Below are 25,464 nucleotides of genomic sequence, written 5' to 3'. Positions count from 1 at the left end.
GATGCCGTCTTGCCCCGCACGCGAGGGTCCGGACGCGTCCCGCTATTGCGGTGCGACGGCCTTGAGCCAGTCCTCGACGGTGAGGACATCTGCCCACTGCGGGAACAGCTTTTCGGTGAGCATCATGTGAACCTCGGGGTCGGTGTCCAGGCAGGCATCCGCCAGGACGGTGAGCCCGAAGTCCAGGTCGATGGCGTGCCACAGGGTTGACAGCACTACAGCGCTGGTGGCGATACCGGTGAGAACAAGGCTGTCGATGTCGCGAGCTCTGAGCACCAGGTCGAGGTCGCTGCCCGAGAACGCGCTCCCCCGCCTCTTGGTGACCACCACGTCACCCTGCTGGGGCGCGACGTCGTCATGGATCTCGGTGCCGGGGGCACCCTCGGTGAACAGGCCGGCCCGCACGACGTTTGTCATCACCTTGTTGCGAGGGCTGACTTCGAGATCGCCCGGCCGTAACCCGAGCACCACGTAGATCACGGTGATGCCTGCAGCACGGGCACCGTCGATCGCCCTGCGCAAGCGCGGCAGATATCCGGAACCGTCGTCGGCGATGGCCACGACGTCCCGTTGGACGTCCATCACCAGAAGCGCGCTGCTCGCCATGAATGCCGCCCCTTCTCCGTCGGGAAACACGAGCAAGTCTGGTGGATCAACCGGGCCGCGGTGGAGGTTTCGGAGATCCTCGTCAGCGTCGCGCCCGCGACGGTCCTCGCCGCCCCGCCGCACCCCTGGGCGCTGCTAGAGGAAGCGTCCCAGATGACCGGGAGGCTCTTCACTCCGTAGACGCCCGCGGTCTCCGGGCGCAGGCCGACCTCTTCGGCCGGGACGGCCAGGCGCAGCGTGGGAAGGCGGCTGAGCAGGGCGGAGAACGCGACCCGCGTACGTGGCTCGAAGACGAAGGCTCAGCGGACATGGACGTGACGCGCCCCCAGTGGACCGCCGCCTGACCCGGAGCATGGGGCGGGCCCCGATCGGCGGGGATCAGGGCCCGGCCACGTACCTGCACAAGCGCGGACGCGGCGCATCACAGCCATTTGTTGCGGCGCAGGGCTCGGTGGACCACGGTGCAGGCGACGGCGATGACGATGAGAACGGCCGGGTAGCCATAGGGGGACTTGAGTTCGGGCATGTACTCGAAGTTCATGCCGTAGATGCCTACGACCATGGTGGGAACGGCAATGAGTGCGGCCCAGGCACTGATGCGGCGCATGTCGGCGTTCTGTTGGACGCCGAGTTGGGCAATGCTGGCGCTGAGCATGCCGGTGATCAACTCGTCGAAGGTGAGGATCTGCTCGCTGACCCGCTGGTGGTGGTCGGCCACGTCGCGGAAGTACGTGGCCACCTTCGGTGGGATCTGCGGGAGGGATCCCTCGCTGAGGCGTTGAAGGGCGGGGGCGAGGGGCATGACGGCGCGCTTGAATTCGAGGAGTTCCCGCTTGAGCTGGTAGATGCGCCCGGCGTCGACCGGGAGGTCCGGGGAGAAGACTTCGCTTTCCAGGGTGTCGACGTCGCCGGCGAAGGCATCGGCTACCTCGACGTAGCGGTCGACGACCAAGTCGGCGATCGCGTGGAGGACGGCGGCGGGTCCGCGGCCGAGCTGCCGCGGGTCGTCCTGCAGCCGGCGGCGTACGACGTCGAGGGGCGGGGCGCTGCCGTGGCGGACGCTGATCACGAAGCCGGGCCCGGCGAAGACCATGATTTCCCCGGTGTCGACGATCTCGCTGGTCGCGGTGACCGTTTCATGGTCGACGTAGACGATGGTCTTCAGGACCAGGAACAGTACGTCGCCGTACCGCTCGAGCTTGGGCCGCTGGTGGGCATGAACGGCGTCCTCGACGGCGAGGGGGTGCAGGTCGAAGGCCTCGGCGACCTGCTGGAACTGCTCGGCGGTGGGCTCGTACAGACCGATCCACGCGAAGCGCCCGGCCTGCGGGTCCATCAGCTTCATGATCGCGTCCAGGCTCACCCGACCGGGAACGCGACGCCCTTCCTCGTACAAGGCGCAGTCCACCACCGCCGACGGCAGCCCCGCGCTGTCCTTGCTGTCCTGCTGCGCCGCCATGTGCTGCCTCTTGTCCTCGTCCGACCGGTAGGGGGCAACCTACAGGTGAGCACCGATGTGTTCGGATCCCGTCGCGCTTCTGTACGACATCGGTTCGGCGCACCGGGTCGTGCCGCTCGCGTACCTCGGGGTCGCTCACCGGGGTGGTGTAGGCGGCCCCCCTTGGACGGCCCGCTGGTTCGGCCGGTGATCATGTTGAGCCACAGCGGAACGCACCCGAGAGACTCGATACGGGCGTCGGTGCGCCGTCGACGCCCCCGACGGGCGCCCTCAGCCCCACCAACGACTCGCCGCCCAAGCGACTGCGTAGCCCGCGCTGTTGAGGGCGCAGTGCAGCGCCACGGGTGGGACGAGGCTGCCGGAGCGGCGGCGGAGCTCGCAGAGAAGCACACCGGCGAGAGCGGTGCCGACGACCGCCGCCGTCACCGACAGGGCGAGTCCGGCCTGGCCGGCTCCGAAGACTGCTTGGGCCGCCGCGTTCGCGCGTGTGAGCCCGCGTGACGGCTGTACGTGCCAGAGCCCGAAGAGCACCGAGGAAACGACGGTGGCCCATACAGGGCCCCACCGTCGCAGAAGCATGGCCCACAGCACGCCGCGGAATGCGATCTCCTCAAGCAGCACCGTGCCGAGAGGTACGCGGACCAGTACGCGGTACACCAGCTCCTCGGGAGACAGGCCCGCGGCGCGCTCGTCCTGGAATGCCTCCCGGGTGAACGGCACTACCAGAGCCACCGAATAGACGAGGAGAACGGCTCCGACGAGGACCAGGCCCCAGCGCAGACCGCGGCGGGCAGCGGCCCTGCCGAGCCCCAGGTCGTCCGGAGCGAGGCCGGACCGGCGGGCGATCAGCAAAAGCAGCACGGCCGCGACTGCACAGACCGGCACGTACCAACCGGGCGCGAGCCGGTCGTTGAGCACATTGGCGGCCGCGAGCACCACGACGGCCAGGAGCAGCATCCACATGGCCGCTCAAGGATTGCCGACGTGCGCGAGCGCGGCCCGCAACGCGCCTTCCACGGCGCGCCACCCTCCACTCCCCCACAGTTCGAGCGGCCCCGCCGCCCCAGGTGGTCAGGATGATGGGCCCGATGGTCGAGGAGGCCCACAGCCCGTAGAACACAGCGCGCACACGGTCGACGCGTCGAGCGGCAGTGAGGTGGACGACGGCGCCGGTGGCCAGAGTTGCTGCGACGGCAAGCGCGAGAAGAGTGAGGTGGTCCTGGAAGACGGCTTCGATCACGTGGATACCTGTTCAGAGGAAAGGGCCCGCGCACCGCCCAAGGGGCCAGGAGCAGCGCGGGCCCGGGTATGTGTCCTGCGGTGCGGACCAGGACCCGTCTTCAAAGCCGCCTATGGAGCTGGTTGCTGCTTCCGTGAAGTCGATGGGTCGCTTCTACCTGCTGTCCCGTGTCTTCTCGCAAGCAGCCAGTTCCTCAGCATTGCCGATGAAGGCCGGGCCGCAGTGTGGTGGCAGGCGATTGATGACCATCGCCACCGCGGCTTGTGCGCTGTCCGTCTCGGCGATCCGCGGGCTGTTGCGGCTCGGCCCTTCGACGCAGTACCGGCCGTCTCCCATTGTGCCGATGTAGGGGATGTCCCAGGTGTGGCGGATCTCCGTGCACCTGCTGAAGTGCAGCTCCCACATACCGGTCCAGGGGTAGAGCTGACGAAGCAGCGGCTCGGCATGCGCCACCAGCACCAGCTCGGCAAACGGAGCCAGAAGCGGCGACTCTTCCGGTCGACGAGGTTCGCCCGCCATGGTAAGGATCTTCTGCCAGGCCGCTTCGACAGTCTTGGTCATGCCGTGATTGTGCAGGTCCTGGGTCCCCGTCATCAAAGATCACCCGCTGGCAGATCGGTGGTCGGCCGCCCTGGCGGCCGCGGTTGCGTCGTTGGCGACGCGCAGGCGCAGCCGATCTGGCGGCGCTGCTCGGAATCCTGATCACCGCGGCGGAGCGCCGCCTGTCCACCAGGAGCAAGTCGTGACCGGACGCGACGTCATACTCAACGAACTCGCCCAGGGGCTGCGTCCGATGTCACAGGGCATCGAGTGGTTCGACGGTCTCGGCCCGGAGGAGCAGTCCGAGACACTGCGGTTCCTACGCCATCACTGCGTCCAAGCTCACGCTGTCATCGAGGACGGACCGGAGAGCATCCGCCGTGCCGGACTGCGCCCGACGCACACGCCGGCGGTGCTGATCACACGCGGCAGGATCGATCTGCAACTGGGGAAGATCGCCAGCCTCGCCCCTCTCGACGAGCGCCGCAAGGCGTTTCGGCTGCTGATCGCGGTACTCGCGATCGCCGACAAACGGCGCCGCGACCTCTACTGCTCCGACGGATGCGGTCACTGGTGGCACAGGCTGCCCGCCGTGAATCCCACCTACCCGATCAGACCGGATGGGCTTCATGGGGCGATGGGGTCGTCCTTCTCGTCCGGGTGTGCCGACAGGACGTAGCGGGTGGCGGAGAGGGGTGTTGTTGCCCGTGGTGATGCTGGAGGCGTCGATGCGCACCGAGACGTGCGAGTCGCCCATGTTCGGTGCGACGTGGATGCCGCCCTGGAAGTGGGGGCATCGGCCGTGTACATGGGCCATGTCCACGTGCTGGGCAGTGAACCGGATCGCGGTGTGCGGAGGATCGAACAGCCACGTTCCGGAAGTTCCAGCTTCACAAGCGGTCTGCGGTCCCAGCACGGAACCGACTCAGACGGGCAGTCAGCGCCTCCGACCGGCCATGACCCTGGTCGAACGCCGTCGCGTCACCGGCCTGCCAGGGAGTGATGATGAAGCCGGGGGCCGGCAGCTGCGGTGCGGCGGATAGCGTGCGGGCATGACGATGGCGACGAAGCGGCGGGTCCTGTACCGGCAGGGCACTGGGTTCTGGCGGATGACGGCGAAGTGGGTTCTGGTATTCGGCGCCCTGTACCTGTTGGACGGCGGGCTGCTCCGATCGTGGGGCGACGCTCTGGTCTGGCCGTTGATCGGAATCCTGCTGTGGGTGCCGTTCGGGATCGGCGTCGTCTGGTATCCGAAGAAGGACCAGCGCGTCGAGCTGACGACGCGTGAATTGCGGGTACGGCGCAAACGGCTGCCGATGGAGAAGGTGAACCTGCTGCACGTGGCGCGGCTGTGGCTGGAGGGGCGGTCGACCGCGGACGACCAGCCGGTGCGGGAATGGACACGGTTCGACCGGGTGGTGTGGGTGCCGCTGCAGGACGGCCGGGCATTCGGCGTGGAGTTTCGCGACCCGGCCGCGTTCGCCAAGGTTTTCGGCGCCTTCGCGGTCGCGGCGTGCGGCGGGCCGGAAGTCGTCCGCGCGAGGGCCGCAGCGGCAACCTACCCGGAGCCGCGCCCGATGCGGGCCCGTCCCTCCGACGACGGTTCCTGGCCGGACCTCCTGGACATCTTCGGCTGAGCCGCAAATGCACGGTGAGCGGTCCGCCAGGGGCGCGGAGAACTGCACAGGGCAGGCGTTCTCGACCGGCTGCCCGGGAGGCGTGGCGCAACAACACCTTCCGAGTGCGTTCAGTCGACGACGGCGCCGCCGGTGACATTGACCTCTGTGGCGGTCATGGTCGGCGCGCGGTCGGAGGCGAGGAAGGCCGCGGCGTAGGCGACGTCTTCGAGACGGGGCCGACGGTGGAGCAGAGTCACGGTCGCCTCAGGGTCGTCCTCGGGCGGGATGGAGGGATCGGGCGAGCCGGGAGAGAGCAGCCAGGCTGCCCGGATGCCGTGCGGGCCGAGTTCGCCGGCGAGCTGCCGGCACAGACCGGCGAGGGCGGACCAGGCAATATGGGAGCCGCCGAGGCCAGGGATGGCTTCTCGGCCGCCACCCATGGCCAGGATCACGCCGGTGTGGCGACGGATCATATGGCGGGCGACGGCCGTGGCCAGAATCAAGTGGGTGGTGACTGCCTTGATGACGGGGCGCAGCACGTCTTCGTCGGCCATGTCGACCACAGGGGTGCCGTGCAGGTCGTCGTTGGAAGTGGCGTTGAAAGCGATATCGATCCCCGCGGAGTGCCGGGCGACGGCGTCGGCGTGCTGCTCCACCGCGGCGCGGTCGGTCGCGTCGAGCGTGGCGACCTCGACGCGACCCCCGGATCCGGCGATGGTGCCGGCCAGCTCAGCCAGAGGTGCGTGGGTCCGCCCGACCAGGTGGACCGTGGCGCCTTCGCCTGCGAAGACGCGGGCGACGGCGGAGCCAATCGCTCCAGCGCCGCCGTAGACGATGGCAGTCTTGTTCTCCAGAAGCATGCGATTTCCCTACTTCGTCGAAGTTCGATCACTTGGACCCCGCAGCCGCACGGCGCTCACAGGCCAGACCCACCAGTCGCGAGAAAAACGCTGCAGGTCAGTACATCCAGGCGTCGGCTGCCGCAGGCGGCCCCAGCGGCCGGCCGTCGGCGGCGTCCACCGTCGCCGCTCCGCCCGTCCAGCGGGCCGCCCTCGATCCCCAGCGTGTACGTCGTCATGGTTGATCAACGTCCTGGAGGCGCCAGGGTCACACGCCCCCTGAAGCCGGATGACCCACACCCACGCCGCCAGGGGTTTCGGCCTGATGAGCAAGGACGTCCCACGCCCCACCGGGACAGCCACGACGTGAAGTCGTCACCGCCCTGCCCGCGACGCGCTGCGCACCCCGGTCACCGCCAACGCAGGACGACGAAGGCCGCCTTGCCGTACTCACACCGGCCCGCTCCCGGCTGTGCGCGTGCGGCGGCCACCATGTCCTTAACATGAAAGAAGCCATTCATTCACTTTCGAGGCGTATGCCTGATTCAAGACGCAATCACACCTGAAGCGGCGTCGACGTTTCTCTTGTATCGGAGCGACCAACATGCGCACATTTACTAGCCCCGGACGCCGGCTCCCCCTCGCGATCTCTTCCGACGGCGAACGCGCGACCGTGACGTTCCACGGCGTCCTGCACTCCTCGACGGCACGGGCCATCGAGGAACAACTGCAGGATCCGCGACTGCGGGATGCCCGGGAGTGGCTCTTCGACATGCGCGCTCTGGACCGGATCGACCTGGTGTGCGCCTACGCGCTGCTGCGCGCGGCCAGCGCCGCAGACGCCCCGAAGGTGACCATCTACCGTCCGAACCACCGCGTCAAGCGCATCCTCCATCACGTCGGTACGGAAGCCGTCGCAACCTTCGAAGTCTGACCCGGGGAACCCGGCACGCCGCATGTCGTGGCGGAGAAGGCGATGGTCAGCAGCGGACCGTCCGAACCTCGCAGGCAGAGCAGAATCGGGGATACGGGTCGGTGCGGCCCCCTGGGAGCCGGCCGCCGACCTTCCAGCCGGGAGCCTCAGCCGGCTGCCAGTCACAGAACCCTGCCGGACAGTCCGCGTACGAGCTGTCCACGTCGACGTCAACTGCCTGCCATCGGCTCCAGTCCCCCCAGCATCCGCCGCACCTCCGCGCTCAGGTCGAGGCTGTTCGATGATCCGTTGCACAAGCACGGGGCGGCGCACTCCGACGCGGTGTCGGAGTACGCCGCCCAGGGCGGGACGGGTCGCGGGAGATGACCCGCGCTGTCATGGCCGTTACTTCTGGTCGCGATTGAAGGATGCCTTCGACCAGAAGTAGCCGAGCACGGTCAGAGCCAGGCACCAGGCGATGGCGAGCCACCCGTGGTGGCCGATCCCGGTGCCGAGGAGCAGGCCGCGGAGGGTCTCGATGGCCGGCGTGAACGGCTGGTACTCGGCGATCGGCCGGAACCAGCCCGGCATCGCGTCGACCGGGACGAACGCGCTGGAGATGAGCGGCAGGAAGATGAGCGGCATGGCGTTGTTGCTGGCGGCCTCGGCGTTCGGGCTGATCAGGCCCATCCCGACCGCGATCCAGGTGAGCGCCAGGGCGAACAGGGTGAGGAGTCCGAACGCCGCGAGCCACTCCAGGGTGGTGGCGTCGGTGGAGCGGAAGCCGATGGCCACGGCGACGGCGCCGACGAGGACCACGCTCATCACGCACTGCAGCACGCTGCCGATGACGTGTCCGATGAGCACCGATCCGCGGTGGATCGCCATCGTGCGGAAGCGGGCGATGATGCCCTCGTTCATGTCGGTGGAGACGGACACCGCGGTGCCGATCGTGGTACCGCCGATGGTCATCATCAGGATGCCCGGCACGAGGTAGGCGATGTACGCCGAGCGGTCGGTGCCGCCGCCGATGCCCGCGCTCATGGTGTCGCCGAATATGTAGACGAAGAGCAGCAGCAGCATGACCGGCGTGAGCAGCAGGTTCAGGGTGAGGGACGGGTAGCGGCGCGCGTGCAGGAGGTTGCGGCGCAGCATGGTGCTCGTGTCGCGTGCGGCGAGGGAGAGGGAGCTCATCGGACGGCCTCCTTGGGCTGGTCGGGGACGGTGGCGCTGCCGGTCAGGGCGAAGAACACGTCATCAAGGTCGGGGGTGTGCACGGTCAGCTCGTCTGCCTCGATTCCGGCGGAGTGCAGCCGCTCGAGGATGGATCGCAGTTCACGCTGGGTGCCGTCGCTGGGGATCTGCAGCGCCAGGGCCTCGTCGTCCCGGGCGACCTCACGCAGCGTGGAGGCGGCGTTCCGGTACACGGACGGGTCGGAGAACCGAAGCCGGACGTGGCCGCCGGGGATGAGCCGCTTGAGCTCCTCGGCGGTGCCTTCAGCGGCGATCTTCCCGTCGTTGAGTACCGCGATGCGGTCGGCGAGTTGGTCGGCCTCCTCGAGGTACTGGGTGGTGAGGAAGACGGTGACTCCGTCCGTGACGAGCTCGCGGATGATCTGCCACATGTTGTGGCGGCTGCGGGGGTCGAGGCCGGTGGTGGGCTCGTCGAGGAAGATGATCCGCGGGTTGCCCACGAGGGTCATGGCGATGTCGAGGCGGCGCTTCATGCCCCCGGAGTAAGTGGAGGCAGGCTTCTTCGCGGCGTCGACCAGATCGAAGCGTTCCAACAGTTCGGCCGCGACCCGCCGCCCCTCACGCCTGGGCAGGTGGTGCAGGTCCGCCATGAGGAGCATGTTCTCCTCGCCGGTGATCAGGCCGTCGACGGCGGAGAACTGACCGGTGACGCCGATCTTGGCACGGATGGTCTGGGAGTCGGTGGCGAGGTCGTGGCCGCCGACGCGGATCTCGCCGGCGTCCGCGCTGATCAGGGTGGAAAGGATCTTCACGGCGGTGGTCTTGCCGGCACCGTTCGGGCCGAGCAGGGAGAAGACCGTTCCTTCGGGGACGGTCAGGTCGACGCCGTCGAGGACGACCTTGTCGCCGTAGGACTTGCGCAGCCCGTTCGCCGCGATGGCCAAGCTGGTCATGATGCGTGCTCCTTCAGAGGCTGCGGGTCAGAGGCTGCGGGCGGTGATGTCGCCCTGGGAGGTGGTGGCTCGGATCTCGAGACCGACGGTGCCGTCGTTCTTGAGGGCGTTGTGGATCCGGCCGTAGGAGGTGCCGGCATCCAGGGATGCGGAGACACCGGCGGCGGCGGTGACCGAAATGTCGCCGGACTGGGTGCTCAGTACGACCAGGCCGCACATGGCCTCGGCGATCCGGATGTCGCCCCTCATGGTGCTGATCTCCGAGGGGCCACCCAGCCGGCCGACCTCGACGTCGCCGTCGAAGGCGGTGAGGCGGACGCTCGCGGCCTCATCGATCTTGATCTGGCGGTAAGCGCCCTCGAAGGCGACGTCGCCGAGCCGGCCGACGCCGCGGAGCTCGGCGCCGGCCACCTTGGCCTCGACGCGGGAACCGGCGGGCAGCTGGACGGTGACCTCCAGGGATCCCGACGGGCCGAGGAGCTGGTTCTTGGGCTCGGGGGTGCGGATCCGCAGGACACCGTCGGCGTAGGCGACGGTGGTCTGCTCGGCGGTCTGGACATCGCGCCTCTTGGCGGCGTTCGCCGGCAGGACCTCGACGACGGTGTCGGCCCGGTCGGCGGCGATGAACCGGATGCGTCCCGCGGGGATGGCGAGGACGGCGGAGACCGGGGCGGGGGTGTCGAACTTCTGCATCGTGCTCTCCTGGGAGTCGTTGTTTCCGATGCCAGAAAGCTACGTTGCATTCACAGACCTTGCAACAGGCTCGTTGCACGTGAAAGCTATAACTGCAGGTGAAACCCTGTTAATCGTTGCAACGGCTCCGAAGGTAACGCAACGTCAGCCAGCGATCCGTTGCAATGGATTGGAAATGAACGCTATGCTGTGGGCCCGATGAGCACGAAGGAGACCGCAAATGCCGGGAGGCAGGCTCACCCAGCAGGAACGCCAGCAGATCGCCCTGGGGCTGGCCGACGGCCTCGCCTACGCGGAGATCGCCAGACGGCTCGACCGCCCGACCTCGACGATCACACGTGAGGTCATGCGGAACGGCGGCCCCACCGCCTACCGCGCCGACCTGGCCCACCGCGCCACCGAACACCGCGCCCACCGCCGCCGACAGGCCGCTCCCCGAGGCGCGGAGGCTCCCCCGCAGGCCCACGGACGCGACGCCGAAGCGGTCCGCGCCTACGAGGAGACGTTCACGACCGTCATGATGCAGTCGGGAATGCCCAAGATGATGGCCCGGGTCATGACCGCCCTCAGCCTCACCGACACCGGCAGCCTCACCGCGTCCGAACTCGTCCGACGCCTCGACGTCAGCCCGGCGTCCGTCTCCAAGGCGATCGCGTTCCTCGAGAGCCAGGGCATGGTCCGAAGGGAGCGCGACGAACGCCGCCGCGAACGCTATGTCATCGACGACGACGTCATGTACCAGTCGATGGTCGCCAGCGCCCGGTCCATGAACCAGATAGTCCGAACCGCACAACAGGGCGCCGGCATCCTCGGCCCCCACACCCCGGCCGGCGTCCGCCTCGAGAACATCGCCCGCTTCCTCGACTTCGTCTCCGAGAGCACCATGCGCGCCGCGGAGCAGGCCCGCGAAGTCCTCCACACCAAACCCACAACACCCTCGGGCGGCACTGCCGAAACGGATCCGGATCACGGATAGCCGAGCGTCTCGATCGTCACAGCCATGAGACGTCCGAAAACGTCGGTGCCAGGGATCCGGTCATGAGCACGACCACCTCCTCACCGGATCTCGGAGACGGACTCCTTGTCATTTACCGTCAGCGTCGAACGCGACTCGCACTTGACCCGTGCTCTCGCAGTTCAGCGAACGTCAAGGTGGCCTTCGTCCGATCCTGTGCTCCGTCGCAGAGGATCGCCGCCTATGCCCAGCTCCGGCCCGCGCGGCCGCTGGCCACCGATCTCCGGCGCCCATGGGACAAACCGGCCCCGCTGAAGAACGGGCTCACGCCCGCCCGGGTCCGCAGGGGGTCGAGGAACCTGTGCACGAAGACCGACTCCAGGCACAGAAACCGTCTCGTCCCGGGCGTCGGCCGCCGGGTTCGAAGAACCGCGGCCCGGCCATCCGTCATGACGTGGGCAGAGTCCTTGCCACCGGCGAGGCATACAGCCGCCCCGCCCACCACAAGAAGGGCACGACGGCACACCGAGGAGCGGCAAACTTGACGGCCTGGGCCCTGTGCACCGGGCACGAGGCCGAAGAATTTTACGGGGTACGTCGGTGGATCTCAGCTCAGTGATGATCGCTGTCGCAGGCGTCGCAGGAACCTTGGGAGGGGCGCTACTCACCCAGCGCGGCTCCGAGCGAGCGAAGCGCCTGGAGATAGAGCTCGTTCGAGACCATGAGGAGGTTCGCGAGAACCGTTCGCTGCGACGCACCTGCTATGCGGAACTCAACCGGGATGCTCGCCAGTTCACCACCGCTCTCAACCGCCACCTGCACGTCATGAGGGAACGCGGCGTGGAGGACGCCGACAGCGACGCACTCGAGGAGGCGAAGAACGCGCACCGCGATCGATACTCCGAAGCACAGATGATCGCCCCCGAAGAAGTACTCAGGCGAGCGAGTTTCGTCAACCAAGCCCTGAACAAGGTCTACGGCCAGGTCAAACGCCTCGAACGCGGTGCCCCCGAACCGGGCGAAACGATGGAGACCGCGGCCCAGGCCCAGTACGAGGTCTGGGAGATGCTCCGAACTATGAGAACCGCCATGCGCCACGACCTCGGTGTGTCGCATGAAGATTGAGAGCCGGCACTCAGCTCCGTGCGAGCTCTCTCGTCTGCCTCGACCAGCCAAGAACTGATCGAGGCAGAGGTTGAATGCAAGCTAAGCGTCCGTCCTGATCACCACGTCGAGCGTGCGCGGGCCGTGCACCCCCTCGACGCGCTCCAGTTCGATGTCGGACGTCGCGGACGGGCCGCTGATCAGGGTCGTGGGCCGGGCCGGCACCAGGCGGGCCAGGGCGTCCGGAACGCCGACCGCGACGGCGGACAGGTCGACCACGCAGACATGCAGGTCGGGCACGAGGGACAGGGCCCGTCGGCCCTGGTCGGCCGAGCCGTCCAAAAAGATCGTGCCGGTCTCGGCGCACGCCACGGCCGAGCCCGTCACCACGCCGTCCAGCGCGTCCAGGCGGGGCGCCGGGATGTCGGCCGAGTCCACCTGGACCGTGCCGTCGAAGGCCACGAGCCACGAGCGGTCGAGCCCCGCCGGTACGCCGACGGTGCGGGCGCCGCGCTCGCGCAGCACACGCGCGAGAGTGCCGGCGGTGCCGGCCGCGGTGCACGGGTGGACCTGCGCCTTGTAGTCCACCAGCCGGTCGGTGAACAGCGCGAGGCGCTCCCGGTCGGGCAGGGTGGTGCCGGTGCGGTAGGCCCTCGGCACCGTCACCGGCGGCTGGGGGGCGAGTGTCAGTGCGTCCCGGACGCGGCCGAGAACCGTCTCTCGTGCGCTCATCGCTGCTCCTCGGTCGAGTCGTGCCCGATCACCGGGTCCCGCTCTTCCCGGTCCTGCGCCGGGCGGGGCCCGGCCGCGCGGTTCTCCGCGCCTTGCGCCGCCGCGCGCAGCGCGTTCGCGCCCTCGGCGGAGGCCATCCACGCGCGGAAGGTCTCCTTGGGCGGCGCCAGGGTGTCCCGGCTGTCGCTCCAGCCGCTGAACGGCGGAGGGAGACGCGAGATCTTCCCGTCACGTCCGGCGGCGATCCGGCCGAGGCGGGCGGCCTTCTGTGCGGAGGTGTAGAGGCCCGGCCGGGCCATCACGCCGGCGGCGGCCTTCATGGCGAGCTTCTCCGCAGTCGTGCCCGACTGCTCGGTGTGCTGATGTCGCAGCTCCACGAGCAGCGACGGGATGTCGATCTTCACCGGGCAGGCGTCGAAACACGCCCCGCAGAGGCTGGAGGCGTACGGCAGCGAGGAGTTGGGATCGTCCTTCGCCTCGTGCATGCCGGCCAGCTGCGGAGTGAGGACGGCCCCGATCGGGCCGGGGTACGTCGACCCGTACGCGTGCCCGCCGGCCCGCTCGTACACCGGGCAGACGTTCAGACAGGCCGAGCAGCGGATGCAGTTGAGTGCCTCTCGGCCGACGGCGTCGGCGAGTGCGGCGGTGCGGCCGTTGTCGAGGAGCACCAGGTGGAAGTCCTGCGGGCCGTCACCGGATGTGACGCCCGTCCACAGCGAGGTGTACGGGTTCATGCGCTCGCCCGTGGAGGAGCGCGGCAGGAGTTGGAAGAAGACCTCCAGGTCCTGGTGGCGCGGCAGTACCTTCTCGATGCCCATGACGGTGATCAGGGTGTCCGGCAGGGTGAGGCACATGCGGCCGTTGCCCTCGGACTCGACGACGGAGAGGGTGCCGGTCTCCGCGATGCCGAAGTTCGCCCCGGAGACGGCGACCTTGGTGGTCATGAACTTCTCGCGCAGATAGGCCCGTGCCGCCGCCGCGAGATGAGCCGGTACTGAGTCGAGCCCCGGGTCGACTCCGGGGATCTCCTTGAGGAAGATGTCGCGGATCTCGTCCCGGTTGCGGTGGATGGCCGGCACCAGAATGTGCGACGGCCTGTCGTCCGCGAGCTGCACGATCAGCTCGGCGAGGTCGGTCTCGTGGGCGGTGATGCCGTGCTCGGCCAAGTGCTCGTTGAGGCCGATCTCCTGTGTGGCCATCGACTTGACCTTGATGACCTCCTCGCTCCCCGTGGCGGCGATCAAGCGGGTCACGATCGTGTTGGCCTCGGCCGCGTCCCGCGCCCAGTGGACGGTGCCGCCCGCCTCCGTGACCTTCTCCTCCAACTGCATCAGCAGTTCCGGGAGTCGGCTCATCGTGTCGGTCTTGATGGCGGAGCCCGCGTCGCGCAGCTGCTCCCAGTCGTCGAGTTCCGCCGTGACGGCGATCCGCTTGGCGCGGATGGTGCGGGTGGCCCTGCGCAGGTTCCCTCGCAGCTGCTCGTTGCGCAGTTCACCGTGCGCGGCTTTCGGGAACTTCTGCTCCCCGCGCAGGTTTCCCTCGCCGTACGGCGCGCGGGGCGGCGCGGCGGGCATGCCGAGAAAGGTGCTGCGACTCATCGTGCGACCTCCGTCAGGGGGTACGGCGAGGTACGGGTGGCGGCGAGGATCTGAGCGAGGTGCAGGGTCGTGGTCCCGGCCCTGATGCGGGAGAGCCCGCCCCCGATGTGCATGAGACACGAGGAATCGCCCGCCGTGCAGACGGCCGCGCCGGTGCCGGTCACCGCCGCGACCTTGTCGCCGAGCATCGCGGTCGACGTCTCGGCGTTCTTCACGGCGAAGGTGCCGCCGAAGCCGCAGCACGCGTCCGCCTCGGGCAGTTCCACCAGGTCGATACCGTCGACGGCGCGCAGCAGCCGTAGCGGCTTGTCGCCGACGCGCAGCATCCGCAGCGAGTGGCAGGTGGGGTGGTAGGTGACCCGGTGCGGAAAATAGGCGCCGACGTCCACGACACCGAGCACGTCGACCAGCAGCTCGGACAGCTCGTACGTCTTGGCCTTGACGCCGGCGACGCCGGACCGCAGCGCCGCGTCCCCGTACCGCTCGGCGATGATCTCGTGCTGATGCCGTACGGAACCTGCGCACGAACCGGAGGGCATGACCACGGCCTCGATGGAGGTGTCGCCGAACTGCTCGGTGAAGTTCCGCACGAGAGGGACGGGCTCCCGCTGATAGCCGGTGTTCACATGCATCTGGCCGCAGCAGGTCTGCCCCGGTGGGAAGACCAGCTCGTGGCCGAGCCGGCTGAGCAGCAGCGCGGTGGCTTTCACCGCGTCGGGGAAGAGTGTGTCTCCGAGGCAGGTGGCGAAGAGTCCGATTCGCACGGGAAGGCCTCCACGATCTCGTATGGTCCGACCATTCTAACGACAATCCATAATCTGGACTGTGGCAGTGGACAGCTCCGGCCCCATGCGTCGTGCGCTGTCGACCGCGCTACGGGCGGCAGACGGACCGGCCCCGGAAGGGATCGCCCCCGGGCCGGACCGGCGCGGCTGCTACTCCGCCTCCGGCTCCTCTGTCCGCGTTGTCTCCGCACCCTTCACGAGCTTGCCGTGGAAGCCGCGAATGTGGCGCTCGGCGAGATCGGCCGCTCGGGCGCCCTCGCCCGCGCGGACCAGGCGGAGCAGTTCGGTGTGCTCGGCGTTCAGAGCGGCCGCGGTCACCGGCCAGGTCCCGTCCGCCTCCTCCGCCTCCAGAATCAGCGTGCGCACGGACTCGCGGACCGCGGACGTCAGCATGGAGATCAGCTGATTGCCGGAGCTGCGTGCGATCTGGATGTGGAAGCGCGTGTCCAGTTCGTTGAACTCCGCCACGTCGATGTCGTCCCGCTGCATCCGATCGAGGATCTCCGCCGCCTCGGCGAGCAGTTCCTCGGGCGCCGACCGGGCCGCCGCCTCGAAGCTCGACCGCTCCAGCACGACCCGGGCCTCGAGCACGTCCTGGAGGTCGTAGCTCCCGAGCGCCAGATGCAGTCGCAGCAGCCGGCCCAGGGCGTCGTCGGGATTGCGGACGATGCGCGCCCCGGAGTCGGGGCCGCGTCCCACCTGGGCGGCCAGTACGCCGATCGTCTCCATCACCCGCAGGGCCTCGCGCAGCGCGGACCTGCTCACCCCCAGGACAGGTGCAAGCTCGCGCTCGGGCGGCAAACGGTCGCCCGCCTTCAACTCGCCGGACAACAGCCGTTCCTCGATGCTCTCGAGTACGAGCTCATGTGTCCGCGACTGCCGCACGGGACGCCATTCGGCTGCCATCGCCCCACCTTCCGGACCTGCTTGTCGTTGAGTCCGAGGGTATGTCACAGCTTGGATATGGTCCGACCATGAACGGGTCGACTGCCGCGAGCGGCGTCGGCGGCGAGGAACGCGACCGCGTCGTCGACATCAAAGCGACCTCGATGCCGGAGCACACGGCGCTGCCGACCATCCCGACCCGCGTCCCGGCAGGAAGACCCTTACGAACCTGGCCCACCGGCGTGCGTCGCGCTCTGCGGCCGGCTCGCCCACACCGAGACGGACACTGCTCCGACCGCTCGACCGGGCATTTCCCGACCGGACATCTCCCCGCGGCTCCGTCCGGGCAGCGCGGATGGGACGGCATCCACTGATGGGCCGGAACATGAAGTGTGAGTGATCAAGCACTCATATGAATCGGGAGCAAGCCGGGCCGGTCGGCGCGCGAAGCAGCGGCCGGCCCGGGGCTTCCGGCGTTCAGCTCTCGCTCGGGGTCAGCACGACGAAGTCCGCGTTCGACGGGTCGAGGCAGACCGCCAGGCGGCCGACGCCCTCCGCGTCCTCCGGCCCCATCTGAACGCTGCCGCCCTTCTCGTTGACCTGCGCGACCGCGGCATCGCAGTCGGCCACCGCGAACACCGGGTGCCAGTACGGCTTCCCGTCGGCCAGAGCGAGGTCCTCCTTGCGGAGTTGCATGAGGCCGCCGTGCATACGCTCCTCCGGCTGCCCGGCGGGAGTGATGAGGGAGTACGTGCCCCCGCCGCCCGGCAGCTCCATGTCGCTGAACTGCCAGCCGAAGACCCGGCCGTAGAAGTCCTTCGCAGCCGCGACGTCGCTCGTGTACAGCTCGGTCCAGGACAGCGAGCCCGGCTGGTCCACAAGGTCGACGCCCTTGTTCTGCCCGGGCTGCCAGACGGCGAACTGGCCCCCCAGCGGGTCGCTGTACTGCGCCATCCTGCCCCACTCGTCGAGGTCCCTCGGCGCCACCCGTACCGTGCCGCCCGCGCTCTCCACGGCCCGGGTCGTGGCATCCGCGTCGGCGACGCAGTAGTAGATCATCCAGGCGGGACGCGCGCCTTTCTCCGTGAGTTTGCCGAGCCCGGCGACGATCTTGCCGTCCTTCCGGAACATCCCGCCTTCCATGTCCTCGCTCTCCCCCATGGACTCGTAGTCCCACCCCAGCACCGCGCCGTAGAAGGCTGCGGCGGCCGGGACGTCGGGGGCACCGAGGTCCAGCCAACAGGGGGAGCCGGGGACGAAATCAGTGGTGATCACGACGATTCCCTTTCGCAGATCAAGTCTCGTCCCAGACTGACACCCGGCACCGACACTCGCCCGTCGGCCCGGCCGTCACGGCCCTCCATCCGTGAATGCACCGGATCCGTGCATGTCGTCCGCCCGGTCCTTGCGATGCCTGGGGCGGCGGCAGCCGGCGCGCCGAGCCGTCGGCCAGATCCGTACGACCCTCATCGTGCTGGCGGTGACCTTCCCGGTCGCCGTCGCCGCTTTCTCGTGACCGAGGACACGGACTGGACGGCATCCGCAGGGCGGGTGGTGCTTCTCTTCGCGCTGGGCGTCTTCCTGCTGTGGCTCGGCCCATTCGGTCTCTACGGCATCGCGCAGTCGCTCGTACACGTCTTCCGGACAGCGGACCTCCACGAGACGCTTCCGCCACTGCTCGCGACGCTGCTCGTTTGGGAGGTGGCCCTCTTCGACCTGTTCCGCGGCGCCTTACGACAGCGTGCCGTTCTGGGTGCGGATGGCCTTCACCCTGGGAGCACCACTGTCCGTCACCCTCGTGGCGATGTGGGAACTGCGGCGGCTGGGCACACGGCACGCCATCACCCTGCGCGGAGCGCTGCTTCGCTGACCCGTCGCGACGAAGGAGGTCTTCGGGCCGGGCGCCCGAGCCCGCCGTCCGGCCGACGCCGTCAGGTCCAGGGCGTGACGGTCAGCCGGATGCGAGCCTGCTCGCCGAGGATCGGCTGCGCGGAGGCCGGCAGTGGAATGTTCGCCACCCATGTCCCCGCGCTCGTGTCCTCGTCCTGGAGTGAAGCGCCGCTGGGTTCATGGCTCCTGATGGTGCCGGGGATGAGTGAGTTCCATGCGGCCCAGGTGCCCTCACCGATGTCGACCACGAGGGTGTCGTCGAAGTCGGCGGTACGCTCGAGGTGGTCGCCGAAGCTCAGCAACCCGCGCCTCTCACGGAGCGACAGGATGCGCAGCTGGAGCGCGTAGCGCATGGTCGTGTCGCTGCCGTGCGGCCGCAGGCCGCTGCACAGGAACACGGTGGTCAGCGGAACGTCCGCCAGGGCGCCCGACGAAGGCAGTTGAACCGGGCACCAGTGCTCGGCCGTCTGCTCGTGCATGACGATCGGCAGCCCCCGTACGGACAGCCGGACCTCGGCCTGCCAGGTGGTTCCTTCGACCGACGGAAGCCGGCAGTCGACGAGCGTGGCCTCGACCTTGCGGTCACCGAAGAGGAACCGCCGTAGGTTCTGGTAACCCTCCTCCGAGTTCACGAGGCCGTAGCGGCCGCTGTGGCTGCGGTGCACGAACGCCCTGTGTGCGCCGGGCACATAGGCGTTCTCGATCTGCACCAACCCGTCGCTGTGCGCGCCGACGACGGCGGCGGAGAGGCCGAAGGCGACGTCATAGTCCTTCGGACTGGTGCCGACCAGGCAGAAGATGCGAGAGCGAGGAAATGCTTCCGGGTGCGTACCGTCGCGCTCGGGCATGTCCCGGGCGCGCCAGTCCGGTGGGCGTCCTTGCGGATCGTGGTCCGATGTCGGGGTCAGGTACTCGTACATGCGCTCCGGCCCGAACACCTCGGCACCGTTGAGGCCTGTCGCGTCACGCACCCTCTCGAAGAGGCCGAACCCGGCGTCGAAGGTGATGCCTCCGTGCGGCGATCCGTACGTGAAGACCTTGGCCACGCAGTCGGCCGGGTCACGGCCGGCGTCGGGGAGCATCTTCTGCAGGAGGCAGCGGCAGATGAGCCCGCCCATGGAGTGGGCGACCAGGTGGACGTGTGTCGCCCCCGACTTCTCGCGAAGCTTGTCGATCAACGTCAGAAGGTCCGCGGCGGCATCCTCGATCCGGAACTTCTTCGGCTCCGCGCCCCACGTGGTGGCGGAGACGTCGTAGAAACGCAGAATCCAGATCGAATTGGAGGGAATGCTTTCATGGGTTTCCAGATAGGCGTCCTGGCCGCCCTCCACCAGAATCCTGTAATCCTCGTCGAGGATGAGCCGCAGCAGCGGGCTTTCGAACTGGTGGAAGCTGGGCACGTTTCCCGCGCCGACACGGACATGGGTCGAGCCCTCGTTGAAACCGTAGAACGGGTCCTTGACGGTTTTGTCTATCCCTTCTGTGTCGCCGGCGAATCCCCGGACGTACACGATCGGGAGCCTGGTCGTGTCGGGCATGGGAACCTCGCTGTCCCCGGGCGGCATCTGCTTCCCGGACACCGCCCGTCTCGCTCCTCGCCGTCGACCGGTCGATGAGGGTGCTGCGGTGCGCCACCCCCTGTGCGGGCGGCCGGCGTGACCTGTGTCCAGTGGACGAGCCGTGGACGAAGTCACGGAAGGTACCCCGCCCGTCGGGGTCCGGTCCCTCGCCGCTTCCCGCGCCGGGACGGCGATATCGCCTTCAGTTTAGGCGCGATCAAGCGGGTCTACTACCGGAGTTGTGCGGATGGAACGCCGCGATTATCGGTGCGCATTCAACGAACCGCCCATCAATGGCTTCGCATTCAACGAGCCGGACCGATTGGAGAGCGAATGGAGGCTGTTGGTCGTCCGGGCCCCGGTCTACAGTGGGAATCGAGCTGGTCTGCACGACTTCAGATGTCTGACGACACCTCGAAGTTCGTCACCCTGCCGAAGGTGGCCGGTCGCGCCGTTCGGAATGCCGCGGCCGCCGGCCATCCGTCGGCCGCCCTGTACGTCGGGACCTCCCGGCTCCTCGGACTCGAAGCAGGGGCCGGTTCGAATTCTCGCGAGGAGAATCATGGCCACCCCACTCTCACCGGACCGGTTGCTTGCCGCGCTGCGCGCCGAAGGACTCACCGTTGTCGAACACCGGTCATGGCGAACCCACAACCGCAACCACAAAGGCCCCTGGGGCCCGCTGCACGGAGTGATGATCCACCACACGGTCACCTCCGGCACCAGGACCAGCGTGGAGCTGTGCTACAACGGGCACTCCTCGCTGCCCGGGCCGCTGTGCCACGGAGTCATCGCGAAGGACGGCACCGTACACATGGTCGGCAACGGCCGCGCCAACCACGCGGGGAAGGGCGATCCCGACGTCCTGCAGGCGGTGATCGACGAGGTCGCGCCGCCTCCGGACAACCAGGCCGAGGCCGACGGGAACGCTCACTTCTACGGCTTCGAGTGTGTGAACCTCGGTGACGGCCAGGACCCGTGGCCGCAGGCGCAGGTGGAGGCGATCGAGAAGGCGGCCGCCGCCATTTGCCGGGCGTTCGGCTGGAGCGAGCGCAGTGTGATCGGCCATCTGGAATGGCAGCCGGGCAAGGTTGATCCGCGGGGGATCGAGATGGCGGAAGTGCGCCGGCGTATCGCGGACCGCCTGGGCGTCGCGGCAGCCGGCACCCGGTGAACTCGGGGGCGGTACCCGGACGTCGGGCCGAAGCGCCCGCGGAATCGGCCGGTCAGACCCCCAGCGCGGTGAAGCCCGACTCCGAGAGCCGGGAACTCAGCGCAGCGAGGGTGGCCGGGTCGTCGGAGGATCCGTTCTGGACAAGTCCGGTGTCGCCCTGGAACTTGTGGACCGCGCCCTGAGTGCGGGGCCCGTCCGCGCCGTCCTGGGGCCCCGGGTCGTATCCGAGGGCGAGCAGAGCACCCTGCACGCCGAACACGTCGGACAGGTCGAGTGCCAGTCGATCGGCAGGAAGGCCCTGCTCCTCGACGGTCCGGGCCAGCAGGAAGTGCGCCCGGTCGAGTTTGTTCCGGATCTTGATGGTTCCTTCGTCCGGGGTGAAATGGCATTCGTCGGCCGCACCGCTCCAGTTCCGCACCGATACGTGGCCCTGGAGTTTGGGGAATCTGAACGCCGGTCCCAGCGCCCAGCACATGCTCATGGTCGCGAGTTGTGCGTTGGCCGGCCAAGAGGCGAAGTCGGCGAACTCGGGGCGCTGGGTGAGGAACGACTCCATCTGATCCAGCTTGGCAAACACATGGCGGTCGATCTCGTCGTCCTCCAGATGCAGCGAGGTGAACGGGGGCTTGAAGGCCCGGTGTCCCTGCGGAGCGAGTTCGAGATGAGCCTTCACCTTGTCCCAGTCGGCGGCGACGAGGTCCGCCGACGCCGGGGAACCGCTGCTGTCCAGCCATCGCAACTCGTTGGCGAGAGCCAGGGAGGCGGACCGCTCTGCCTGATTCGGAGGAGAGTTGGCCGCGGCGGTCTGATCGATCTTGTTGCCGATCCCGGTGCTCACCCATCCCTTCTGATCGAGGTACATGAAAGGGACTCGACCTTCGAGGGGATTGTTGAATGCGATCCAATGGTCGCGAACGACCTGGTGCATGGCGGCGCCTGCCTCTCTGTACGCGGAGTCGGGAAATCGGCTCTCAGCGTCTGTCCGTTCCGGTCCGCCTGCAACTCGGCGCCTGATTCCGCCGCACCGCACGGTCCGCTACATGAGTTGCTCACCAAACCCCTTAGGAGTTCACTGAAGTTGAGGTATCTGCCGAGGAGGACGGACCCATGACGGGTGGCAGCGGCGGTACAGACCCCGACGTTACGGTCAAGGGATCCTCCTGGTATCAGCGTGCAAATGCTCACGTGGCACATCTCCAAGGGCAGCTGAACAAGTTCGAAGAACGACGGAAGTCCGGGGGGAAGGTGTCCGCCGAGGATGCCAGGACCGTGGCAACAGCGAATGCCCACCTTGCTGCCGCCCGGAATACACTGCGGGACTGCTCCTGGTGGCAGCGTCTTCTGGGCGCATCGGCGGACAGGGCTCTCGCGAATGTGCACGAAGCAGAAGTGGCTCTCCTCAGGATTGCCCCGGAAGCCGAGCTGCACGACAAAGGCCTGTATGCCCTCTCGCACGCCAAGCTGCACCTCATGCATGACGACGTACTTCTGCAGCAGCTCAGCGCCGCGTTGCACAGCCCCGAACGAAAAATATTCGGCTTCAGCCGAGCACCGAAATCACTGGGCTCGAACGACAGGGAATTGGCGGCCCTCACACTGCACGCCGCCTACCAGGCGGAAGAAGCTGAAAGAGCACGAGTCCGGAGCTTCACCCAGATAGTCGTCATGGCCGCCGGAGCTCTCTGGCTGATAGCCGTGGCCCTGGGCGTTTGGGGGATCTTCGCCCCGGACGTTACCGAGCGAGTGTGCTTCACGAACACGGAGGGGACGCCTGGCGGGGGAAGCGCAAACAAGGTCTGCCCCTTGGGAGAGACACCGAAGGCGGCGAGTATCTTCTTTCTCGAATTCATCGGACTGTTCGCGGCAGCCGTAGCGGGGGCTGTGTCCCTGAAGGGAGTCAGAGGTACTTCTGGGCCCTACCACGTGGCAACAGGGCTGATTATCCTCCGGCTCCCCGTCGGGGCGCTGACGGCAGTGGCGGGGATACTCCTGATGAGTGGCGAATTCCTTCCCGGTCTGACCAACCTCGACACGTCGACCCAGGTGTGTGCGTGGGCCTTCGCCTTCGGAGTCCTGCAAGAGTCCGTCACGCGCGCAGTCGACCGGCAGGGCCAGCATCTGATCGACAACGTCAAGGCGCCCGGAAGTAATGTCGGGGATGCCGAAAAGGAGAAGGAGGAAAAGCGCGCACGAGCCCAAGGACCGGCCAATAGATAGGTGCAGCGGAACCGGGCTGGTAGGGCTTCGCTACTTGCACCGCTCGCCCGACAGCCGGAAACTGAAGATGACAGGCTTCCTTGGGAGCAGGGTGGCGGTCACAAGGAACTGTTGAGCGAGGCGATCAAACTGGTATCCCCTTCCCCTCGGTTGTGGCTGCTCGGCCAGTTCCGACTGGAATTCGGTGCCGAGCCCGTGGAACTGTGCCGGAACGCCCAGCGCCTGCTGGCCTTCGTAGGACTGCGGGGACGGGTGTCGCGCACGGTACTCGCCGGCATTTTGTGGCCCGAGGTCACCGAAGAGCATGCCCGGGGCAGTCTGCGTACGACTCTGTGGAAGTTGCCGCGCGGCGATCGCCCCTTGGTCCAGTGCTGCGGTGACTGGCTCGTGGGCACGGAAACGATGCAGGTGGACGTCCACACCTTCACCGAGACGGCACTCGGCGTCGTACAGGGCCACGGTGCCCGGCTCCCCGGTCACCTGTCGCTCGGGCTGCTGGGAGGAGAGGATCTCCTGCCCGGCTGGGACGAGGACTGGGTGCTGCTGGAACGTGAACGCCTGCGTCAATTGCGGTTGCACGCGCTCGACGCGCTGGCCGAGACGCTCGTCAGGCAAGGAAAGCCGGCCCTGGCGCTGGAAGCGGCGTGGGCGAGTGTGCGCGCCGAACCACTGCGGGAAAGCGGCCATCGGGTCGTCGTGTCGGTGCACCTCGCAGAGGGCAACCTCAGCGAAGCGGTCCACCACTACCAGGCATTCCGCCAGTTGTTGAACGAGGAACTGGGTGTGGAGCCGTCCCCCCGGTTCACCCGGATGCTTCCTGTGCACCGGCGGGGCCGCGCCCTTCGTGACCGCCCGTGAGCCGTGGTGTACCGGCCGGACGAGGGCAGTTGACGCTGAGCTGACGGCACGTCCGTAGCCTTGGTCGCAAAGGCGCGCCGGCATCGGTCGTCCTTCCGTACGTGGTGGACGACGGACGCCGGGGCCGATATCCACTAGGAGGCCACCATGTCGTGGCGCGTCGCGAACAGCCTGGAAACCCTTCGGCGGCAGCTCGACGCCCGCTTCCCCGGACGCAGCATCGCCTCCGACGGCGGCATAGGAGACGAGGCCCACTGGGTGCGCGGCAGTGCCAGTGACCACAACCCCTGGTACGGGCCCGGCATCGTCACCGCCCGCGACTTCACCCATGATCCCGCTCACGGTCTCGACATCCAGCAGGTGGCCGACCAACTGCTCGGCACCCGCGACCCGAGGATCAAGTACGTCATCGCCAACAGCCGGATCGCCACCAATCGGAGCTGGCAGTGGGAGCCGTACGACGGTGCCAACCCGCACGACAAGCACTTCCATCTCTCGGTGGTGGCGGATCCGCGCTGCGACGAAGGCCACGACTGGAGCGCGCCCATCCTGGGAGAGGCGCCGGTCGACGGTGGCGGCGGGGAAGGCAACTTCGTCACCTGGGGCACCGGCGTCAACGTAAGGGCGGAGCCCCGGCTCGGGGCCCCCGTAGTCAATGTGCTGTCCGGACCGACTCGTGTGACGGTGCAGTGCCAGACGCGGGGCGACACGGTCAACGCCTCAGGGCACGCCAACAACGCCTGGTCCTTCATCCCGGCGCTCGGCGGCTACCTCTCCAACATCTTCATCGATCACCCGGCCGCATGGCTCCCGGACATCGGTGAATGCTGAGCCGGGCGGCGGACCGTGCCCCGACGGCCCGTTCTTCACGACAAGTCCGCACCGGCTCACCGTGCGGCCCCCTGGAACGAGAGGAGGGGAGACGTCATGGTCGCCCTGTCCAGAGTGCGCTTGGGCCTGAGGAACGAGGACGTGCGGATCGTACAGAAGGCCCTGATCGCCAGGGGTCACAGGATCCCTGACGCAGCCACCGGGTTCTTCGGCGAACAGACCAAGGCCGCCTACCGAGCCGAACAGATCGCCCAGGGCTTCAAGGGAGCCGACGCCGACGGCATACCCGGGTGCACGTCCCTCACCACACTGGGCCGTCACGCCGGCTTCACCGTCGACTGCACAGGCGCCCGGCCCGCCGCCGGCAACGGCCGGATCAGCCTCAGCCAGGTGACCTACGACGACCCTGACGACGACGCCGGGGAGGCTGCCATGCGGCGCTACGCCAAGAAGGCTTGCGAACTGACGCGAATGGAACCGCGGTTCGGCGTCCCGGCGCTGACCACCATCACCCGGCGCGAGTCCGTCCACAACCACCCGAGGTTCAGGGTGAACCTGGTGGACGCCAACGCGCGCGGCCGACTCGCGCCGGACGGCCACCCGCAGAACTGCTCCCGCGGCGCCACGCAGTGCATCCCCGCGACATTCGCCACTTACCACCAGTCGGGCACGGCGACCACGCCCTACGACGTGGTCGCGGACATGTGCGCGACGATCAACTACGTGCGCGACCGCTATCACGTGAACCAGTCGGGCTCGAACTTCGCCGCCCGTGTTCAGCAGGCGGACCCGAACCGGCCTGCCCGCGGATACTAAGGAG

At 68.1% G+C, this 25,464-nt stretch carries 26 protein-coding genes and 4 pseudogenes; 13 read left to right on the top strand and 17 right to left on the bottom strand.

Translation table 11 applies throughout. The annotated features are described in order from the left end of the window. Positions 1-42: 42 nt before the first annotated feature. The 5 genes and pseudogenes from MDN94_RS20880 to MDN94_RS20860 all read right to left on the bottom strand — a co-directional run bounded on the left by MDN94_RS20880 (position 43) and on the right by MDN94_RS20860 (position 3,866). Positions 43-606, bottom strand: coding sequence for a cysteine hydrolase family protein (locus MDN94_RS20880; RefSeq protein ID WP_482727410.1), 564 nt, complete (start codon positions 604-606; stop codon positions 43-45). A gap of 146 nt (positions 607-752) precedes the next feature. Next, positions 753-881: pseudogene (locus MDN94_RS20875) on the bottom strand (cytochrome P450); the annotation flags it as partial. Positions 882-1,027: 146 nt separating this feature from the next. After that, on the bottom strand, positions 1,028-2,065 hold the full coding sequence (locus MDN94_RS20870; protein WP_482727409.1) for a magnesium and cobalt transport protein CorA: 1,038 nt from the start codon (positions 2,063-2,065) through the stop codon (positions 1,028-1,030). Positions 2,066-2,335: 270 nt separating this feature from the next. Then, positions 2,336-3,028: a CPBP family intramembrane glutamic endopeptidase gene (locus MDN94_RS20865; RefSeq protein ID WP_482727408.1), complete on the bottom strand. Its 693-nt coding sequence runs from the start codon at positions 3,026-3,028 to the stop codon at positions 2,336-2,338. Positions 3,029-3,458: 430 nt separating this feature from the next. Continuing rightward, on the bottom strand, positions 3,459-3,866 hold the full coding sequence (locus MDN94_RS20860) for a DUF6193 family natural product biosynthesis protein (RefSeq protein ID WP_482727407.1): 408 nt from the start codon (positions 3,864-3,866) through the stop codon (positions 3,459-3,461). 181 nt (positions 3,867-4,047) lie between these two features. On the opposite strand from MDN94_RS20860, the gene MDN94_RS20855 reads away from it, so the two are divergent. Next, positions 4,048-4,524: a DUF5958 family protein gene (locus MDN94_RS20855; RefSeq protein ID WP_482727406.1), complete on the top strand. Its 477-nt coding sequence runs from the start codon at positions 4,048-4,050 to the stop codon at positions 4,522-4,524. On the opposite strand, the pseudogene MDN94_RS20850 reads toward MDN94_RS20855, so the two are convergent. Then, positions 4,518-4,737: pseudogene (locus MDN94_RS20850) on the bottom strand (YceI family protein); the annotation flags it as partial. The gene MDN94_RS20855 and the pseudogene MDN94_RS20850 sit on opposite strands and share 7 nt — an antisense overlap. 160 nt (positions 4,738-4,897) lie before the next feature. Here MDN94_RS20850 and MDN94_RS20845 point away from each other — a divergent pair. Further along, entirely contained in the window at positions 4,898-5,482 is a 585-nt protein-coding gene (locus MDN94_RS20845) for a hypothetical protein (RefSeq protein WP_482727405.1), read from the top strand. A gap of 110 nt (positions 5,483-5,592) precedes the next feature. Here MDN94_RS20845 and MDN94_RS20840 read toward each other — a convergent pair whose 3' ends face one another. After that, the gene (locus MDN94_RS20840) at positions 5,593-6,324 is read right to left on the bottom strand and encodes an SDR family NAD(P)-dependent oxidoreductase (RefSeq protein ID WP_482727404.1); all 732 of its coding nucleotides are present in this window, start codon (positions 6,322-6,324) and stop codon (positions 5,593-5,595) included. A gap of 583 nt (positions 6,325-6,907) precedes the next feature. Between MDN94_RS20840 and MDN94_RS20835 the strand changes: the two genes are divergently transcribed. After that, positions 6,908-7,237, top strand: coding sequence for an STAS domain-containing protein (locus MDN94_RS20835; protein WP_482727403.1), 330 nt, complete (start codon positions 6,908-6,910; stop codon positions 7,235-7,237). Positions 7,238-7,621: 384 nt separating this feature from the next. On the opposite strand, the gene MDN94_RS20830 is transcribed toward MDN94_RS20835, so the two are convergent. The 3 genes from MDN94_RS20830 to MDN94_RS20820 are packed head-to-tail and all read right to left on the bottom strand — an operon-like array spanning position 7,622 to position 10,056. Next, the gene (locus tag MDN94_RS20830; protein ID WP_482727402.1) at positions 7,622-8,410 is read right to left on the bottom strand and encodes an ABC transporter permease; all 789 of its coding nucleotides are present in this window, start codon (positions 8,408-8,410) and stop codon (positions 7,622-7,624) included. After that, positions 8,407-9,363, bottom strand: coding sequence for an ATP-binding cassette domain-containing protein (locus tag MDN94_RS20825; protein WP_482727401.1), 957 nt, complete (start codon positions 9,361-9,363; stop codon positions 8,407-8,409). The genes MDN94_RS20830 and MDN94_RS20825 overlap by 4 nt, the downstream gene beginning before the upstream one ends. A 27-nt stretch (positions 9,364-9,390) precedes the next feature. Then, positions 9,391-10,056 (bottom strand): DUF4097 family beta strand repeat-containing protein, encoded by a 666-nt coding sequence (locus MDN94_RS20820; RefSeq protein WP_482727400.1) that lies wholly within the window; start codon positions 10,054-10,056, stop codon positions 9,391-9,393. A gap of 220 nt (positions 10,057-10,276) precedes the next feature. On the opposite strand from MDN94_RS20820, the gene MDN94_RS20815 reads away from it, so the two are divergent. The 3 genes and pseudogenes from MDN94_RS20815 to MDN94_RS20805 all read left to right on the top strand — a co-directional run bounded on the left by MDN94_RS20815 (position 10,277) and on the right by MDN94_RS20805 (position 12,136). Continuing rightward, a complete protein-coding gene (locus MDN94_RS20815) occupies positions 10,277-11,032 on the top strand; it encodes a helix-turn-helix domain-containing protein (RefSeq protein ID WP_482727399.1) in 756 nt (251 codons plus the stop codon). Positions 11,033-11,244: 212 nt separating this feature from the next. Further along, positions 11,245-11,495, top strand: a pseudogene (locus tag MDN94_RS20810) (NF041680 family putative transposase); the annotation flags it as partial. A gap of 134 nt (positions 11,496-11,629) precedes the next feature. Then, the gene (locus MDN94_RS20805) at positions 11,630-12,136 is read left to right on the top strand and encodes a hypothetical protein (protein WP_482728196.1); all 507 of its coding nucleotides are present in this window, start codon (positions 11,630-11,632) and stop codon (positions 12,134-12,136) included. 81 nt (positions 12,137-12,217) lie between these two features. Here MDN94_RS20805 and MDN94_RS20800 read toward each other — a convergent pair whose 3' ends face one another. From MDN94_RS20800 to MDN94_RS20780, 5 genes are all read right to left on the bottom strand, one after another. Continuing rightward, entirely contained in the window at positions 12,218-12,847 is a 630-nt protein-coding gene (locus MDN94_RS20800) for a LutC/YkgG family protein (RefSeq protein WP_482727398.1), read from the bottom strand. Then, positions 12,844-14,445, bottom strand: coding sequence for a lactate utilization protein B (locus MDN94_RS20795; RefSeq protein ID WP_482727397.1), 1,602 nt, complete (start codon positions 14,443-14,445; stop codon positions 12,844-12,846). The genes MDN94_RS20800 and MDN94_RS20795 overlap by 4 nt, the downstream gene beginning before the upstream one ends. Then, positions 14,442-15,209, bottom strand: coding sequence for a (Fe-S)-binding protein (locus tag MDN94_RS20790; RefSeq protein WP_482727396.1), 768 nt, complete (start codon positions 15,207-15,209; stop codon positions 14,442-14,444). Before MDN94_RS20790 ends, MDN94_RS20795 begins: the two co-directional genes overlap by 4 nt. Positions 15,210-15,380: 171 nt before the next feature. Then, on the bottom strand, positions 15,381-16,136 hold the full coding sequence (locus MDN94_RS20785; protein ID WP_482727395.1) for a FadR/GntR family transcriptional regulator: 756 nt from the start codon (positions 16,134-16,136) through the stop codon (positions 15,381-15,383). A gap of 456 nt (positions 16,137-16,592) precedes the next feature. Next, complete coding sequence (locus MDN94_RS20780; RefSeq protein WP_482727394.1) at positions 16,593-17,390, bottom strand: VOC family protein; 798 nt, start codon at positions 17,388-17,390, stop codon at positions 16,593-16,595. A 112-nt stretch (positions 17,391-17,502) separates the two neighbouring features. Between MDN94_RS20780 and MDN94_RS20775 the strand changes: the two genes are divergently transcribed. Both MDN94_RS20775 and MDN94_RS20770 read left to right on the top strand, forming a co-directional pair. Next, the gene (locus MDN94_RS20775) at positions 17,503-17,631 is read left to right on the top strand and encodes a hypothetical protein (RefSeq protein ID WP_482727393.1); all 129 of its coding nucleotides are present in this window, start codon (positions 17,503-17,505) and stop codon (positions 17,629-17,631) included. Between the two features lie 225 nt (positions 17,632-17,856). Further along, positions 17,857-17,985 carry a hypothetical protein gene (locus tag MDN94_RS20770; protein WP_482727392.1) on the top strand — a complete coding sequence of 43 codons (129 nt, stop codon included), beginning with the start codon at positions 17,857-17,859 and terminating at the stop codon, positions 17,983-17,985. A gap of 61 nt (positions 17,986-18,046) precedes the next feature. On the opposite strand, the gene MDN94_RS20765 is transcribed toward MDN94_RS20770, so the two are convergent. Continuing rightward, positions 18,047-19,543 (bottom strand): esterase/lipase family protein, encoded by a 1,497-nt coding sequence (locus MDN94_RS20765; RefSeq protein WP_482728195.1) that lies wholly within the window; start codon positions 19,541-19,543, stop codon positions 18,047-18,049. A gap of 583 nt (positions 19,544-20,126) precedes the next feature. On the opposite strand from MDN94_RS20765, the pseudogene MDN94_RS20760 reads away from it, so the two are divergent. Next, positions 20,127-20,729: pseudogene (locus MDN94_RS20760) on the top strand (N-acetylmuramoyl-L-alanine amidase); the annotation flags it as partial. Between the two features lie 61 nt (positions 20,730-20,790). On the opposite strand, the gene MDN94_RS20755 reads toward MDN94_RS20760, so the two are convergent. Beyond that, positions 20,791-21,576 carry a peptidoglycan-binding protein gene (locus MDN94_RS20755; protein WP_482727391.1) on the bottom strand — a complete coding sequence of 262 codons (786 nt, stop codon included), beginning with the start codon at positions 21,574-21,576 and terminating at the stop codon, positions 20,791-20,793. A gap of 269 nt (positions 21,577-21,845) precedes the next feature. On the opposite strand from MDN94_RS20755, the gene MDN94_RS20750 reads away from it, so the two are divergent. The 4 genes from MDN94_RS20750 (at position 21,846) to MDN94_RS20735 (ending at position 25,460) form a co-directional block, all read left to right on the top strand. Beyond that, positions 21,846-22,955: a hypothetical protein gene (locus MDN94_RS20750; RefSeq protein WP_482727390.1), complete on the top strand. Its 1,110-nt coding sequence runs from the start codon at positions 21,846-21,848 to the stop codon at positions 22,953-22,955. 108 nt (positions 22,956-23,063) lie between these two features. Beyond that, positions 23,064-23,813 (top strand): AfsR/SARP family transcriptional regulator, encoded by a 750-nt coding sequence (locus tag MDN94_RS20745; protein WP_482728194.1) that lies wholly within the window; start codon positions 23,064-23,066, stop codon positions 23,811-23,813. Positions 23,814-23,960: 147 nt separating this feature from the next. Continuing rightward, entirely contained in the window at positions 23,961-24,644 is a 684-nt protein-coding gene (locus tag MDN94_RS20740) for an SH3 domain-containing protein (protein ID WP_482727389.1), read from the top strand. Positions 24,645-24,785: 141 nt separating this feature from the next. Further along, positions 24,786-25,460 carry a hypothetical protein gene (locus MDN94_RS20735; protein WP_482727388.1) on the top strand — a complete coding sequence of 225 codons (675 nt, stop codon included), beginning with the start codon at positions 24,786-24,788 and terminating at the stop codon, positions 25,458-25,460. The last annotated feature ends 4 nt before the right edge of the window (positions 25,461-25,464 follow it).

This window comes from Streptomyces sp. WAC00040 (genome assembly GCF_056835925.1).
This window is presented reverse-complemented; position numbering and strand designations above follow the sequence as displayed.

Coding starts and splice junctions, on each gene's coding strand:
- MDN94_RS20880 (WP_482727410.1), bottom strand. CDS start 606: ATGGCGAGCAGCGCGCTTCTGGTGATGGACGTCCAACGGGACGTCGTG.
- MDN94_RS20870 (WP_482727409.1), bottom strand. CDS start 2,065: ATGGCGGCGCAGCAGGACAGCAAGGACAGCGCGGGGCTGCCGTCGGCG.
- MDN94_RS20865 (WP_482727408.1), bottom strand. CDS start 3,028: ATGTGGATGCTGCTCCTGGCCGTCGTGGTGCTCGCGGCCGCCAATGTG.
- MDN94_RS20860 (WP_482727407.1), bottom strand. CDS start 3,866: ATGACCAAGACTGTCGAAGCGGCCTGGCAGAAGATCCTTACCATGGCG.
- MDN94_RS20845 (WP_482727405.1), top strand. CDS start 4,898: ATGACGATGGCGACGAAGCGGCGGGTCCTGTACCGGCAGGGCACTGGG.
- MDN94_RS20840 (WP_482727404.1), bottom strand. CDS start 6,324: ATGCTTCTGGAGAACAAGACTGCCATCGTCTACGGCGGCGCTGGAGCG.
- MDN94_RS20835 (WP_482727403.1), top strand. CDS start 6,908: ATGCGCACATTTACTAGCCCCGGACGCCGGCTCCCCCTCGCGATCTCT.
- MDN94_RS20830 (WP_482727402.1), bottom strand. CDS start 8,410: ATGAGCTCCCTCTCCCTCGCCGCACGCGACACGAGCACCATGCTGCGC.
- MDN94_RS20825 (WP_482727401.1), bottom strand. CDS start 9,363: ATGACCAGCTTGGCCATCGCGGCGAACGGGCTGCGCAAGTCCTACGGC.
- MDN94_RS20820 (WP_482727400.1), bottom strand. CDS start 10,056: ATGCAGAAGTTCGACACCCCCGCCCCGGTCTCCGCCGTCCTCGCCATC.
- MDN94_RS20815 (WP_482727399.1), top strand. CDS start 10,277: ATGCCGGGAGGCAGGCTCACCCAGCAGGAACGCCAGCAGATCGCCCTG.
- MDN94_RS20805 (WP_482728196.1), top strand. CDS start 11,630: ATGATCGCTGTCGCAGGCGTCGCAGGAACCTTGGGAGGGGCGCTACTC.
- MDN94_RS20800 (WP_482727398.1), bottom strand. CDS start 12,847: ATGAGCGCACGAGAGACGGTTCTCGGCCGCGTCCGGGACGCACTGACA.
- MDN94_RS20795 (WP_482727397.1), bottom strand. CDS start 14,445: ATGAGTCGCAGCACCTTTCTCGGCATGCCCGCCGCGCCGCCCCGCGCG.
- MDN94_RS20785 (WP_482727395.1), bottom strand. CDS start 16,136: ATGGCAGCCGAATGGCGTCCCGTGCGGCAGTCGCGGACACATGAGCTC.
- MDN94_RS20775 (WP_482727393.1), top strand. CDS start 17,503: ATGTCGTCCGCCCGGTCCTTGCGATGCCTGGGGCGGCGGCAGCCGGCG.
- MDN94_RS20765 (WP_482728195.1), bottom strand. CDS start 19,543: ATGCCCGACACGACCAGGCTCCCGATCGTGTACGTCCGGGGATTCGCC.
- MDN94_RS20750 (WP_482727390.1), top strand. CDS start 21,846: ATGACGGGTGGCAGCGGCGGTACAGACCCCGACGTTACGGTCAAGGGA.
- MDN94_RS20740 (WP_482727389.1), top strand. CDS start 23,961: ATGTCGTGGCGCGTCGCGAACAGCCTGGAAACCCTTCGGCGGCAGCTC.